This window comes from Mycobacterium gordonae, from assembly GCF_002101675.1.
In the GTDB taxonomy this organism is placed as follows: domain Bacteria; phylum Actinomycetota; class Actinomycetes; order Mycobacteriales; family Mycobacteriaceae; genus Mycobacterium; species Mycobacterium gordonae.
Map to the genome: position 1 here is coordinate 1 of NZ_LQOY01000025.1, position 13,539 is coordinate 13,539.

The following is a 13,539-nucleotide window of genomic DNA, read 5'->3' on the forward strand; positions in this document are numbered from 1 at the left end:
GGCCTGGGTGGCGAGTTGGTTGATCAAGGCGTGGCGCACGGAGCGCTCTCGGCGTTCCCGGCGTTCCTCGCGCTCCAGCAACCGCATCAGCTCCGGGGTGGTCATTGCCGCAAAGGTCAACGCGCACAACCGGTCCTGGGCATCGTCGGACGCGTCAAACGCCTCGACGATCTCCTCACGCGCGCACGCTGCCATACCAGAATTTTACGAGGGACCACCGACAAGTTCGGATGGCGACGACACAGCGAATCGGGTTGATATCGCCGGTGATATCACTTTCTAGAGCCTAGTGCCACCCTGCTGGTGTTACTGATGTGTCGCCTGGGACGGGCCAGCAAGAATAGCCAATCACGATGATATCGCCGGTGATATCACGTTCTAGAGCCTAGTGCCACCCTGCTGGTGTTACTGATGTGTCGCTTGGGACGGGCCAGCAAGAATAGCCAATTACGTTGATATCGCCGGTGATATCACATTCTAGAGCCTAGTGCCACCTTGCTGGTGTTACTGATGTGTCGCCTGGGACGGGCCAGACGACACAGCCAATCACCTTGACAGCGAACATGATAAGAGGCTTTGAGTCCGCCCACGCACCCTTAGTGGCACCCCGCACCGTGCCCACCGTGCTGATGCTCGGCATCCGGCGAACCGCCCATCATCCGCAGCATGGGCATACCACCAGAGGTGAAGAACCGTGCGACGAGCGCTGCGGTGATCACCAGGAAGATGATGTTCAGCCAGGTGGTGTAGTTCCACGTGATGCCCGACGACATGACCATGGCGTTGCGCGTAGCGGGAATGAGCCCCGCTGTCCCGAAAAGCAATTCGACCAGATACCCGGCCGCCACCATCGCCGCGTAGAAAGTGGCGAGCAGCGTCAGCATCATCTTGGTGCCGTAGTACTTCCGGTAGATGTTGAGGATGGGCAGGATCAGCAGGTCGGCGAAGATGAACGCGATGACCCCGCCGAAACTGATGCCTCCGTTCCACAGCACCGCGGCGAGCGGCACATTACCGATCGAGCAGACGAACGAGACGATCGCCACGAACGGCCCGACGATCGGCCCCCACACCACCGACCACGTCGGGTGGTTGGTCAAAAAGAATTCCTGCCAGAAGGTTTCGGGCACCCACGCCGCGATGGCACCTGCGATGAACAAGCCGATGACGAGGTCGCGCAGGATCGCCAACCATTCCATGACGAACACGTGCGACACCGACGTGAAGCCCGCTCCGGAGAACAACCGCCGCCAGAACGAACCGTCGCCCTGGATCGACATGTCCATGGCCGCATGGCCTTCCATCGAACCGGCGAGTCCCTTCTCGGCCTGTTCGCGGGCGGCGTCGAGCAGTCGCTGACGCACGAACAACCGGAACAACAACGCCAGGACGATGATCATCAGTGGACCGCCCACGAACTCGGCCGCGGTGAACTGCCACCCCATCAACAGTGCCAAGATGATGCCCAGCTCCACCACCAGATTGGTCGACCCGATCTCGAACGCCATGGCGGCGGTGAAATTGGCGCCCTTGCGGAACAGCGACCTGGCCAGCGCCACCGCCGCGTACGAGCATGAGGACGACGCCGCGCCGAGTCCGGCCGCGACCGCCAGGGTCCGCGGCCGGTCGTCGCCCAACAGGCCCACGATCGTCGAGCGACGTACCACCGCCTGGACGACGGCGGACAGTGCGAAGCCCAGGATCAGCGCCCACAGGATTTCCCACGTCATCGAACCGGTCAGCGCCAGAGCGTGACCGAGGGCACTGAGCACCTTGTCTGCCATGAAGATCTCCGATCACTCGCGTCAGTATCCAGGAACATATACCCCATGGGGGTATATGTCAATCCAGCGCACAGTCAGCAGAATGACAGCTTTGGGCGTCCTTCCCGGCGCGGGCCACTAAGCTTGGCGGTTCGTGCGCTGGGAGCAAGGCTCCGCACACCAGTTCAGCTAAGACGAGGAAACGATGGAATCACGCGTGAAAGTGCCGAAAGCATCGGCTCTACTGCTGGCGTTCACCGCCTCGTTGGCGCTCTGGTTGGCCGGGTGCGCCTCTGCGCCAAAGGAATCCGAGGCTCCGCCGGCTACCGGCACCACCACTGATTCGCCACTGATGGCCGATGTCCGGCAGTCGGTGGATGCCACCAAGGCATTGACCAGCGCCCATTTGTCGGTGCGTACCAATGGTCAGGTCGACAGCATGCTCGGCATTACCAATGCCGACGTCGACTTGCGCGCCAACCCGCTCACCGCAAAAGGCTCGTGCACCTACAACGGCCAGGCCGACGTCCCGTTCCGGATCAAGGACGACGCCATCTCGGTGAAGCTGTTCGACGACTGGACCAACCTCGGCTCGGTATCCGACCTGTCCGCAACGCGGTTGCTCGACCCGGCCAATGGCGTGGCGAAGATGCTGTCCGGCGTTACCAACCTGCAAGCCCAGGGCTCCGAGGTGATCGACGGAGTCAACACCAGCAAGATCTCCGGCACACTGCCTACCGAGACGGTCAAGATCATCGATCCAGGCGCCAGACAGTCCCGGCCGGCGACCGTGTGGATCGCGCAGGACGGTTCGCATCGACTGGTGCGCGCCAGTGTCGATCTGGGCTCAGGCTCCGTCCAGGTCACGCTGTCGAAGTGGAATGAGCCGGTCAACGTCGACTAGCTGCGCCATCGCCGCCAGCACAACCACTCCGACCAGGACAACCGTGCCAGTCTGAGCCAGGGCGACCGACGAACCGAGCAGCATCAGGCCAGCGCCGAGGGCTCCGCCGGCCGCTGCCAACGGTGCGGCCCCACGCTGGATCGGCACCAGGGCGGCCATCAGATACGGCACACCGCAAGCCGCGAGGACGGCGAACGACGCGGGCACTGCGGCGGCAGCCACGGACCCGTGCAGCAGGTATTGCCATACCCCGACGGTTACCCCCAGGCCCGCGAGGTAGGAACCCAGGAGCGCCAGCGCGACCGACAGCCCGCCGAGCGCGCCGCGCCACATCCCGGCCAGAGCTGCCACCGCCACCACCACCAACACCAGCAGGATCGCGTCGTGCTCCAGCGCACCCCGAACGGCCGCGGCCACCTGCGCGCCGCCGCTCACGTACACCTCGCTGTCGACGAGGCTGCCGTACTTGGTCGCGTTCCCGACGGCGGCTTGGATCTGATCCACGCGGGACGCCGCAGCCACATCGACCCCGGTCTGGTCGGAATACACCAGGAAGCGGGTAGCGGTGCCGTCGGCGGAGAACATGGTTTGGCGCACGTGCTGGTAGGACGGATCGGCCAGCGCCTTGCGCGGCAGGTAGAAGCCGCCCTCACCGGTGTCGGCGAAGTCGATGCTGAGGTTCTTCAAGAAGGCGGACAACTGAACGACCTGCGGGATGGTGCTCTCGATGGTCGTCTGCAACGTCGGCACGAACGAACGCAGCTGATCCAGCGCTGAGCGCATCTCGGCCACCGCGCGCGGCGTCCCGGCCAGGGCGCTGGTGGTCCGCGCCGATCCTGCGGCCAGCCGGGTAGCACCGTCGGAAAGCACCGTGACGTCGGCGATCACGCGGTCGAAGGGGTCGATCGCCTTCCGCGCGGCCGAGCACAGCACGTCGGCCGCGCAATCCTGGACGCCGCCCATCCAGCCGCGCACCGGGTCGAGATAGCCGGAGACCTCGGCGGCGGTGTCCTTGATATTCCGGGTGCCGGACACCACCGAGTTGATGGCCTGCTGCAGTTGGGCGAGCCCGCCGACGCCGGCGCTGACACTCGCCTCGAGTTCGTTGACCGATCCCGACACCTGGTCCAGCACCCTGCCCAGTGTCTTGACGGCGGTGACCTGCGGCACGAAGGTGGCGGCCTGACGATCCAGCTGATCGCTGAGCCTGCCCGCGGCCGAACTCAGCGACGCGTCCGTCCAGGGAACACCGCCCGGCCAGGCCGCCGACTGCACCTTGCGGACGCCGGGGATCTCCATCAGCCGGCGGCTGACGGCGTCGACGGCGATCAGCCCGGCCGGGTCGCGCAGGTCGTGGCCGGCCGTGACCATGACGACATCGGGCAGGCGGTTGGTGGGGGTGAAGTGCGCGCTGGCGGTGCGGGCCGGAGCATCGACCGTGCCCCACTGCATTCCGAGGACGGGCAGCGCGCAGATCGCGGCTATCAGTGCGACGACGACGACAGGGCTGCGAACCGCACGTCCCCACGTACGGGCCGGCGGCGCCGCGGTCTTCGTCAGCAATACGGGCAGCAATGTCAGCGAAGCACCCAGTGCCACAACGACACCCAGGCCGGCCAGCCCCACGGCATGCACCGCCGGCGTGCGCGCGAGCAGCAGCGGGCCGGTGAGTGCCACGACACCCGCGCCGGGCGCAGCCAGCTGGCCCAGCTCCGCGCGGAAACTACGCTGCTCCTGCGCGGTGAACAACAGCGCGGACGCGGCAATCACCCCGACCATCAGCACCGCGGCCACCGTCCAGCAGAAGAGGCCGAACAGCGCGGCCAGCGGCCAGGCCGCCGCGAGCGACAACCCGGCGGTCAATGCCATGACCGCACCCGACAACAGTCCCCGGCGCAGGAAGAACAGCGCGGCGACCAGCAAGGCCGCGGCGACGATCGCCGCGGCCTGCCACGGCGCCAACCCCAGCCCGGTGCTGTGCGCAGCGGCCGGGACGGTGACGCGGGCGCGTAATCCCGCGCTCGGCGGTAGCTTGCGCACCAACGCTCGTGCCGCATCCAGTGATTCGGCAGCCTTGGCGGAGCCGGCCTCGCCCCGCAGCCAGATCACCGCGGCGCCGGACCGCCCGTCGGGGCTGCTGCCCAACGGGGCCGTCAGCGGGTCCGACCACCAGTCCAGGACGGACCCCACGTGGGCGGTGTCGGCGCGCAAGGCGCGGACGGCGTCGTCGTAGTACGGCCGGTCGGCGTCGCCCAGCGGATCGCGGCCGTCCAGCACCAGGTAGGCGATCGCGTCGGTGCCGGTGCCCGGAAACGCTTGGGCGATGCGGTTATTGGTAGTGACGGCTTCGGCGTCCGGCGCCGGCAGCGCGGACCCCGCCCGGTGGGCGCCCGGCGCGCTCAGGACAGCCAGCACATTGGTGCCCACCGCCAACGCGATCCACGCCGCGACGACGAGAAGTTGCTTGACCAGCCGGGACACGATGATGCTAAGCGTCCAATCGGGCGAACTTGTGCTGCCGGTACTGCTCGACACAGGCCGCCCGTCTGACCTTGCCGCTGGTGGTGATCGGGATCGAGCCGGGTGGTACCAAGACCAGATCCGCGGCGCTGAGACCATGCGAATTCGACAGCGCCGAGTTGACTTCCCGCTTGATCTCGCCCAGCCGGTCCATCACCTCGTGGTCCGACTCGCCGCGCTTGCGCAATTCGATGATGGCGACCAGTTGCTCGGTACTGCGGTCGCCGGGAACCGCGATGGCCGCACACCGGCCGCGGGTGATCTCCTGGATGGTCGCCTCGATGTCGTCGGGAGAGTGGTTGCGCCCGTAGACGATCAGCAGGTCCTTGATACGGGCGATGATGAACATCTTGCCGTCCGAGAAGAACCCCGAGTCGCCGGTTCTCAGCCAAGGGCCCTCGGGGGTGCCGTCGGCGGGCTGGAAAATCGTTGCGCCGAAAGTGTTCTCACTCTCGTCGGGTCGCTGCCAATAGCCGCTGGCGACGTTGGGGCCGTGCACCCAGATTTCGCCGACCGTCCCCTCCGGGCATTCGGTGCAGGTGTCGGGGTCGACGATCCGGACCTCCGGCGCTTGCGGTATGAGGTAGCTGACCAGCGGTGTGCCGCTCCCGGCGGGACACCGGATCGCTTGCCCGGCGGCCAGTTTCTCGGAGTCGAAGTTGACCAGTTCAGGTGGCTCGCTCGGGCTGCCGGTCGCCACGAACACTGTTGCCTCGGCGAGCCCGTACGACGGCCGGATCACCTTGTGGTCGAGATTGAAGCGCGCGAATCGATCGGCGAAACGTTTGAGAGCCGCGGGTTGCACCCGTTCACTCCCGCTGAGAATGGTGTGCACGTCGCCGAGGTCATGCCCGGCCATATCCTCCTCGGATGTCTTGCGCGCCGCCAACTCGTAGGCGAAGTTCGGTGCCGCCGAGAACGATCGGGAATTGTCGGCCAGCATGTGCATCCACCGGGCCGGCCGTTGCAGGAACGCCACCGGGCTGGTGACCACAGCGGAGAATCCGGCCAGGATCGGCGTACAGATTCCGCCGACCAGGCCCATGTCGTGGTAGAAGGGCAGCCACGACACGATGGTCACGCCCGGTGGCGGCACGCCGCCGTCGTCCGCGGCGAAGTAGCCGGCCATCAGCTGCTCGAAGTTGATCCGAAGGTTGTCATGGGTGATGACGACGCCGGCCGGCTCACGCGTCGATCCCGATGTGTACTGCAGATACGCGGTGGCGGGATGGTCGTCGCCAGCGCCAGATCGGTTGGGCGCGTCCAGGTCCAGCCGATCGATCTCGATGATAGAAGGGGTGGGGGAGGCGCTGTCTTGGGCCGAAACACGCTGCGCGACTTCGCTTACCACAGGAGAGGTGGTGAGGACGGCGACCGGGGACGCATCGCGCAGCACCGAATCGACACGTTCATCGCTGGCGCCGCCCTGCGGCACGGACAGCGGAACGGCGATGCGGCCGGCCTGCATCGCGCCGAGGAACGCCACGATGTAGTCGAGGCCCTGCGGTGCCAGGATCACCGCGCGATCACCCGTCGAACCAATGCGAGCCAATTCCTTGGCGACGTTGAGGGTGCGCCGATACAGCTGTGCCCACGTCAGGGTCGTCGGCACACCGTTCCAGTCCCGGTCGTAGTCGATAAAGGTGAAAGCCGGGTCATTCGGCTGGATACGGGCCCATGTGCGCAGCACAGCGGGGAGGGAACGCGCATTCATAGGCAAGACGGTACCGGCGCGCCGCAGGTGCAGGCGCCGAATGCAATCGATGGGCGGCCCCGCCGGGCTGCGCCGGTCCGGCTCGACTGCATCGGCCCTGGTCAGCCGCTCGGCAGCAGGCATTCACCTGGGAATTAGCTGAGTTTGTGCACCCCACCCAGCTGGGACGTCTAAGCTCGGCACCCGAGACGGTGTCGAGGTCCCGTCAGCCCGGGGGCTTGCCAGACCGGTGCTGCACTATCCCGCTGCCCGTACCCCTATCCGGTGCTGCGTCGGGCCGCGCCGGTTGAGCTGAGAACGAGGTTGGTAGAGGGATGGAAGGACAGTTCACCCCCATTGCGGTGATCGGTATGGGATGCCGGTTGCCCGCCGGGATCGACTCCCCCGAGAAGCTGTGGGAAGCGCTGCTGCGCGGCGACGACCTGGTCTGCGAGATTCCCGCCGACCGCTGGGATGCCGACGCCTACTACGACCCGGAGCCGGGAGTTCCCGGGCGAAGCGTGTCGCGATGGGGCGGGTTCGTCGACGACGTGGCCGGCTTCGACGCCGAGTTCTTCGGCATCAGCGAGCGGGAAGCGACCTCGATCGATCCACAGCACCGGCTATTGCTCGAGACCGCCTGGGAGACGATCGAGCATGCCGGGCTGGATCCGGCGTCGCTGGCCGGGTCGGCGACGGCGGTTTTCACCGGGCTGACGCACGAGGACTACCTGCTGCTCACGAAGGGTTCCGGCGGTCTGGCCAGCCCGTACGCGGTCACCGGCCTCAACAACAGCGTGGCCTCCGGGCGGATCTCGCATGCGCTGGGATTGCACGGTCCCGCCCTGACCTTCGACACCGCGTGTTCCTCCGGCCTGATGGCCGTGCATTTGGCCTGCCGCAGCCTGCACGACGGCGAGAGCGACCTCGCGCTCGCCGGCGGTTGCGCGCTGCTGCTGGAACCCGATGGCAGCGTTGCGACGTCCGCGCAGGGCATGCTCTCGGCGACCGGCCGGTGCCATTCCTTCGACGCGGACGCGGACGGTTTCGTGCGTTCCGAAGGCTGCGCGATGGTGCTGCTCAAGCGGCTGCCCGATGCGTTGCGCGACGGCGACCGCATCCTTGCCGTGGTGCGCGGGACGGCGACCAACCAGGACGGCCGGTCCGAGACGCTAACGATGCCGTCAGAGGACGCGCAGGTCGCGGTGTACCGCAAGGCCCTGGCGGCCGCGGACGTCGCCGCCGAAACGATCGGTGCGGTGGAGGCGCACGGCACCGGCACCCCGGTCGGCGACCCGATCGAATACCGCGGACTCACCCGGGTTTACGGCACCGGCGGCAGCCGCTGCGCACTGGGGTCGGCCAAGAGCAACATGGGTCACACCGAGTCGGCGGCGGGTGCGGTCGGACTGATCAAGGCCATTCTGTCGCTGCGGCACGGCGTGCTGCCACCGCTGCTGCACTTCAACCGGCTGCCCGAGGAACTGACCGCGATCGACACGGGAATCTTTGTGCCGCAGTCTGTTACGCCGTGGCCAAACGGTGACGGGCCCCGACGGGTGGCGGTGTCGTCGTTCGGGATGTCTGGCACCAATGTGCACGCCATCGTCGAACAAGCCCCGGAACCGGAAGCCGCGACCGCGGCCGCGGCGCAGGGCCCGCTGGTTTATGCGCTGTCCTCTTCGTCGGCGGACGGTCTGCGGGCGAGCGCAGGGCGGCTTGCCGACTGGGTCGAAACCCATGAGGTGAATCCCGGCGATCTCGGGTACACGCTGGCCCGCCGGCGTGCGCACCGGCCGGTGCGGACCCTGGTGGTGGCCGACGGCCTGGCCGAACTCGGTGAACGGCTGCGTGAGGTGGCCGACGGCTCGGACACCCGGTATCAATCCGCGGTGGCGCACGACGACCGGGGCCCGGTGTGGGTGTTCTCCGGTCAGGGGTCCCAGTGGGCGGCGATGGGCGCCGATCTGGTGGCGACCGAACCGGTGTTCGCCGCGACTGTCGCCGAACTCGAGCCGTTGATCCTGGCCGAGTCGGGGTTCTCGGTCACCGAGGCGATGACGGCGCCGCAGACCGTGACCGGCATCGACAAGGTGCAGCCGACGATCTTCGCCATCCAGTTGGCCCTGGCGGCCACCATGGAGCGCGCCTACGGGGTGCGGCCGGGCGCGGTGGTCGGGCACTCGATGGGTGAGACGGCGGCGGCCGTCGTGGTCGGGGCGCTGTCGCTGCACGACGGCGCCCGGGTGATCTGCCGCCGCTCGAAGCTGATGGCCGGCATCGCCGGTTCGGGCGCCATGGCATCGGTGGAACTGCCTGCCAAGCAAGTCAATTCGGAGCTGATGGCACGCGGAATCGACGACGTCGCGGTGGCGGTGATGGCGTCACCGCAGTCCACGGTGATCGGCGGAGCCACTGAGCAGGTGCGCGACCTGGTCGCCCGCTGGGAACAACGCGATGTGATGGCACGCGAGGTGGCCGTCGACGTGGCATCCCACTCACCGCAAGTCGACCCCATCCTCGACGAATTAGCCACGGCGCTGGCCGATCTCGAGCCGATGGAACCCAAGGTTCCGTATTACTCGGCCACCCAGTTCGATCCGCGCGAGCGTCCGGTGTGCGACGCCGACTACTGGGTGGACAACCTGCGCAACACCGTGCAGTTCGCCGCCGCGATCCAGGCCGCGCTGGACGACGGTTTCCGGGTTTTCGCCGAGCTGTCGCCGCATCCGCTGTTGACGCACGCCGTCGACCAGAATGCCAAGAGCCTGGACATGACGGTGGCCGCCCTGGCCGCGATTCGACGGGAGCAACCGCTGCCGCACGGGCTGCGCGGCTTCCTGACCGATCTGCACAGCGCCGGTGCTGCGATCGATTTCTCCGTGCTCTATCCGGCCGGGCAGTTGGTGGACGCACCGCTGCCGGCGTGGAGCCATCGGCACCTGTTCATCGATGCCGACGGCAGCGACAGCAAAGTGCAAGGCGCGTGCACCATCACGGTGCATCCGCTGCTCGGTTCCCATGTCCGGCTGGTCGAGGAGCCGGAACGGCACGTGTGGCAGACCGATGTCGGGACGGCGACGCTGGCGTGGCTCGACGACCACCAGGTGCACAACGTGGCCGCGCTGCCCGGCGCCGCGTACTGCGAGATGGCTCTCGCCGCGGCGGCGGAGGTGTTCGGCGAGGGCCCTGGAACGAGTTTGGAAGCGCGCGACATCGTGTTCGAGCAGATGCTGCTGCTCGACGAGGAGACCCCGATCGACGCGGTCGCGACGGTGCAGGCGCCCGGCGTCATCGACTTCGTGGTGGAGTCCGCACTGGACGGCGAGACCACCCGGCACGCCACCGCGTCGCTGTGCGCTGCGCAGGACGACTCGGTGCCGCCCGGCTACGACATCGTCGCGCTGCTGGCCGCGCATCCGGGCAGTGTGAAGGGCTCCGAACTGCGGGAGTCGTTCGTCGAGCGCGGTGTGCAGCACGGCCCCGCCTTCAGCGGCCTGTCCACCGCGCACACCGCGGAATCCGGCGGGAACACGGTGCTGGCCGAGGTCGCGCTGCCCGCGTCGATACGTTTCCAGCACGCCGCCTACCAGGTGCACCCGGCGTTGCTGGACGCCTGCTTCCAATCGGTGGCGGCCGGTGTGGGCGCCGGTGGCGGTGACGGCTTGCTGCTGCCGCTGGGTGTGCAGCGGCTGCGCGCCTACGGTCCGCTGCGCAATGCCCAGTACTGCTATACGCGGGTGACGCGCGCGGACGCGACGGGTGGTGAAGCCGACCTCGACGTGCTGGACGAGCACGGCGCCGTGCTGCTGGCGGTGCGCGGGCTGCGCCTGGGCACCGGGACCACCGAAAGCGGCGAACGGGACCGGGTGCTGAACGAGCGGCTGCTGACCTGCGAATGGCAGCAACGCACCCTGCCCGACATCGACGTCGAAGAAGCCGGCTCGTGGCTGCTGGTTGACACCTCCGAGGCCACCGAAATGCTGGTCGGCTCGTTGAACGATGCGCTGAAAACCCAAGGCGCCGAATGCTTCAACGTGCCGTTGGCGCGGGGTGGCGACGTGGAGCCGGTGCGTGCCCAACTGCGTGCCCGGTCCTTCACCGGCGTGGTGGTGTTGTGCGGCCCGGTCGGACTCGCACCCGACGAAGGGGGTCTGGCGCAGGCCCGGGAGCAGGTGCGCCACCTGGTGCGGCTGGCCCGGGAACTGCCCGAGCTGGAAGGGGAACTGCCCCGGCTGTTCGTGGTGACCAGGCAGGCCCAGTGGGTGTGCTCGGGCGACGACGTCAATCTCGAGCACGCCGGACTGCGTGGTCTGTTGCGGGTGATCGGCAGTGAACACCAGCTGTTGCGTACCACGCAGATCGACATCGACGAGCACACCCAGGGCGAGCAGGTTGCCGCCCAACTGCTGAGCGGGTCGCCCGAGGACGAGACCGCCTGGCGGGGCGGCCAGTGGTACACCGCGCGGCTGTGCCCGACCCCGTTGGTGCACAACGACCGCCGCACCCGGGTGATCGACCACGAGACGGACGGCATCCGTCTGCAGGTACGCGCGCCGGGGGATCTGCAGTCGATGGAACTCGTTGCTTGCGAACGTGTTTCGCCCGGTCCCGGTGAGATCGAGGTCGCGGTCGCGATGTCCACGATCAACTTCGCGGACGTCCTGATCGCGTTCGGCAAGTTCCCGGTCGTCGACGACCGCGAGCCGCAGCCGGGTATGGATTTCGTCGGTGTGGTGACCGCGGTGGGGGAGGGTGTCGCCGACCACCGGGTCGGTGACCGTGTCGCCGGTTTCTCCGAGGGCGGCTGCTGGCGCACCTACCTGACGTGCAACGCGAACCTGGCCATCACCCTGCCCGCGGGCCTGAGCGACGAGCAGGCGATCGCCTCGGCCACCGCGAACGCCACCGCCTGGTACGGGCTGCACGATCTGGCGGGCATCAAGTCCGGCGACAAGGTGCTGATCCACTCGGCCACCGGCGGGGTGGGGCAGGCGGCACTGGCGATCGCGCGGCACGCCGGGGCGCAGATCTTCGCCACCGCCGGCAACGACGCTAAACGACAGATGTTGCGCGACATGGGTATTGAGCACGTCTATGATTCGCGCAGCGTCGAGTTCGCCGAGCAGATCCGGCGCGACACCGACGGCTACGGCGTGGACATCGTGCTGAACTCGCTGACCGGTGCCGCGCAACGGGCCGGACTGGAGCTGTTGGCCTTTGGTGGACGGTTCGTCGAGATCGGTAAGGCTGACGTGTACGGCAACACCCGGCTGGGTTTGTACCCGTTCCGGCGCGGCCTGACGTTCTACTACCTGGACCTGGCACTGATGTCGGTGCTGCAGCCGCAGCGGGTGCGGGAGCTGCTCGAGACCGTGTTCAGGCTGACGGCCGAGGGTGTGCTGGTGGCGCCGCAGACCACGCACTACCCGCTGGCCGAAGCGGCCAATGCGGTGCGGGCGATGAGCAATGCCGAACACACCGGCAAGCTGCTACTGGACATGCCGCGCAGTGGGCGCGCCAGCGTGGTGGTGCCGCCGGAGCAGGTTCCGGTGTTCCGCCGCGACGGCGCCTACATCATCACCGGTGGGGTTGGTGGACTTGGTCTGTTCTTCGCCTCCAAACTGGCCGCCGCCGGTTGCGGCCGGCTGGTGCTGACCGCGCGGTCGCAGCCGAACCCCAAGGCGCGGCAGATGATCGAACGTCTACGCAAGGCCGGCACCGATGTGGTGGTGGAACTCGGCAACGTCGCCGAAGCGGACACCGCCGCCAAGCTGGTGGAAGCGGCGACGGCCACCGGCCTTCCGTTGCGCGGTGTGGTGCACTCGGCCGCGGTGGTCGAAGACGCCACGCTGACCAACATCAGCGACGAGATCATCGACCGAGACTGGGCGCCCAAGGTTTTCGGGACATGGGGCCTGCACAAGGCGACTCTCGGGCAGCCCCTGGACTGGTTCTGCCTGTTCTCCTCGGGTGCCTCATTGCTGGGCTCGCCCGGCCAGGGCGCCTACGCCGCCGCCAACAGCTGGCTGGACGCCTTCTCGTATTGGCGCCACGCGCAAGGGCTTCCGGTCACCACGATCGCATGGGGCGCGTGGGCCGAGGTCGGCCGGGCCACTTTCCTGGCCGAAGGCGGCAACCAGCTGATGATCAGCCCCGACGAAGGCGCGTACGCGTTCGCGACGCTGCTGCGTTACGACCGCGCCTACACCGGCTACATCCCGATCATCGGGGCGCCCTGGCTGGACGACGTGGTGCGGCGCAGCCCGTTCGGCGAGATGTTCAAGTCCAGCGGGCAGAGCACACGGGGCCCGAGCAAGTTCCGCGCCGAGCTGATGACAATGCCGCCGGAGGAGTGGGCGGGGCGGCTGCGCCGCCTGATCACCGAGCAGGTCGGCGTGATCCTGCGCCGTACCGTGGACGCCGACCGGCCCTTCGTGGAGTACGGCATGGATTCGCTGGGCATGCTCGAAATGCGCACCCATATCGAGACCGAGACCGGAATCCGGCTGAGTCCCAAAGTGATCGCGACTCACAACACCGCGCGGGCGCTGGCCGAGCACCTGGCGCAGACGCTGGCCGAGGAGGGCTCGGCCGGCTAGGTGGGGCGAGCAGACGCTAAAGCCCCAATTTCGTGCCGAAATGGGGGCTTTAGCGTC

Annotated in this window: 5 protein-coding genes and 1 pseudogene; 2 read left to right on the top strand and 4 right to left on the bottom strand. The window is 67.7% G+C overall.

All coding sequences use genetic code 11. From position 1 onward, the window contains the following. Both AWC08_RS04645 and AWC08_RS04650 read right to left on the bottom strand, forming a co-directional pair. A pseudogene (locus AWC08_RS04645) lies at positions 1-195 on the bottom strand (hypothetical protein); the annotation flags it as partial. A gap of 401 nt (positions 196-596) precedes the next feature. Continuing rightward, a complete protein-coding gene (locus AWC08_RS04650) occupies positions 597-1,784 on the bottom strand; it encodes a permease (protein WP_069434778.1) in 1,188 nt (395 codons plus the stop codon). Positions 1,785-1,968: 184 nt separating this feature from the next. Between AWC08_RS04650 and AWC08_RS04655 the strand changes: the two genes are divergently transcribed. Further along, complete coding sequence (locus AWC08_RS04655) at positions 1,969-2,667, top strand: LppX_LprAFG lipoprotein (RefSeq protein ID WP_069434779.1); 699 nt, start codon at positions 1,969-1,971, stop codon at positions 2,665-2,667. Here the strand turns inward: AWC08_RS04655 and AWC08_RS04660 are convergent. Both AWC08_RS04660 and AWC08_RS04665 read right to left on the bottom strand, forming a co-directional pair. After that, positions 2,611-5,148 carry an MMPL family transporter gene (locus AWC08_RS04660; RefSeq protein ID WP_069434780.1) on the bottom strand — a complete coding sequence of 846 codons (2,538 nt, stop codon included), beginning with the start codon at positions 5,146-5,148 and terminating at the stop codon, positions 2,611-2,613. The genes AWC08_RS04655 and AWC08_RS04660 overlap by 57 nt on opposite strands. A gap of 7 nt (positions 5,149-5,155) precedes the next feature. Further along, a complete protein-coding gene (locus AWC08_RS04665) occupies positions 5,156-6,901 on the bottom strand; it encodes an AMP-binding protein (RefSeq protein WP_069434783.1) in 1,746 nt (581 codons plus the stop codon). A 314-nt stretch (positions 6,902-7,215) separates the two neighbouring features. Here AWC08_RS04665 and pks2 point away from each other — a divergent pair, with 314 nt between their 5' ends. Next, positions 7,216-13,482 carry a sulfolipid-1 biosynthesis phthioceranic/hydroxyphthioceranic acid synthase gene (gene pks2, locus AWC08_RS04670; protein ID WP_069434781.1) on the top strand — a complete coding sequence of 2,089 codons (6,267 nt, stop codon included), beginning with the start codon at positions 7,216-7,218 and terminating at the stop codon, positions 13,480-13,482. The last annotated feature ends 57 nt before the right edge of the window (positions 13,483-13,539 follow it).

Bases quoted from the DNA above. Each gene is read 5' to 3' on its own strand.
- AWC08_RS04655 (WP_069434779.1), top strand. From the start codon at position 1,969: ATGGAATCACGCGTGAAAGTGCCGAAAGCATCGGCTCTACTGCTGGCG.
- AWC08_RS04665 (WP_069434783.1), bottom strand. From the start codon at position 6,901: ATGAATGCGCGTTCCCTCCCCGCTGTGCTGCGCACATGGGCCCGTATC.
- pks2 (WP_069434781.1), top strand. From the start codon at position 7,216: ATGGAAGGACAGTTCACCCCCATTGCGGTGATCGGTATGGGATGCCGG.
- AWC08_RS04650 (WP_069434778.1), bottom strand. From the start codon at position 1,784: ATGGCAGACAAGGTGCTCAGTGCCCTCGGTCACGCTCTGGCGCTGACC.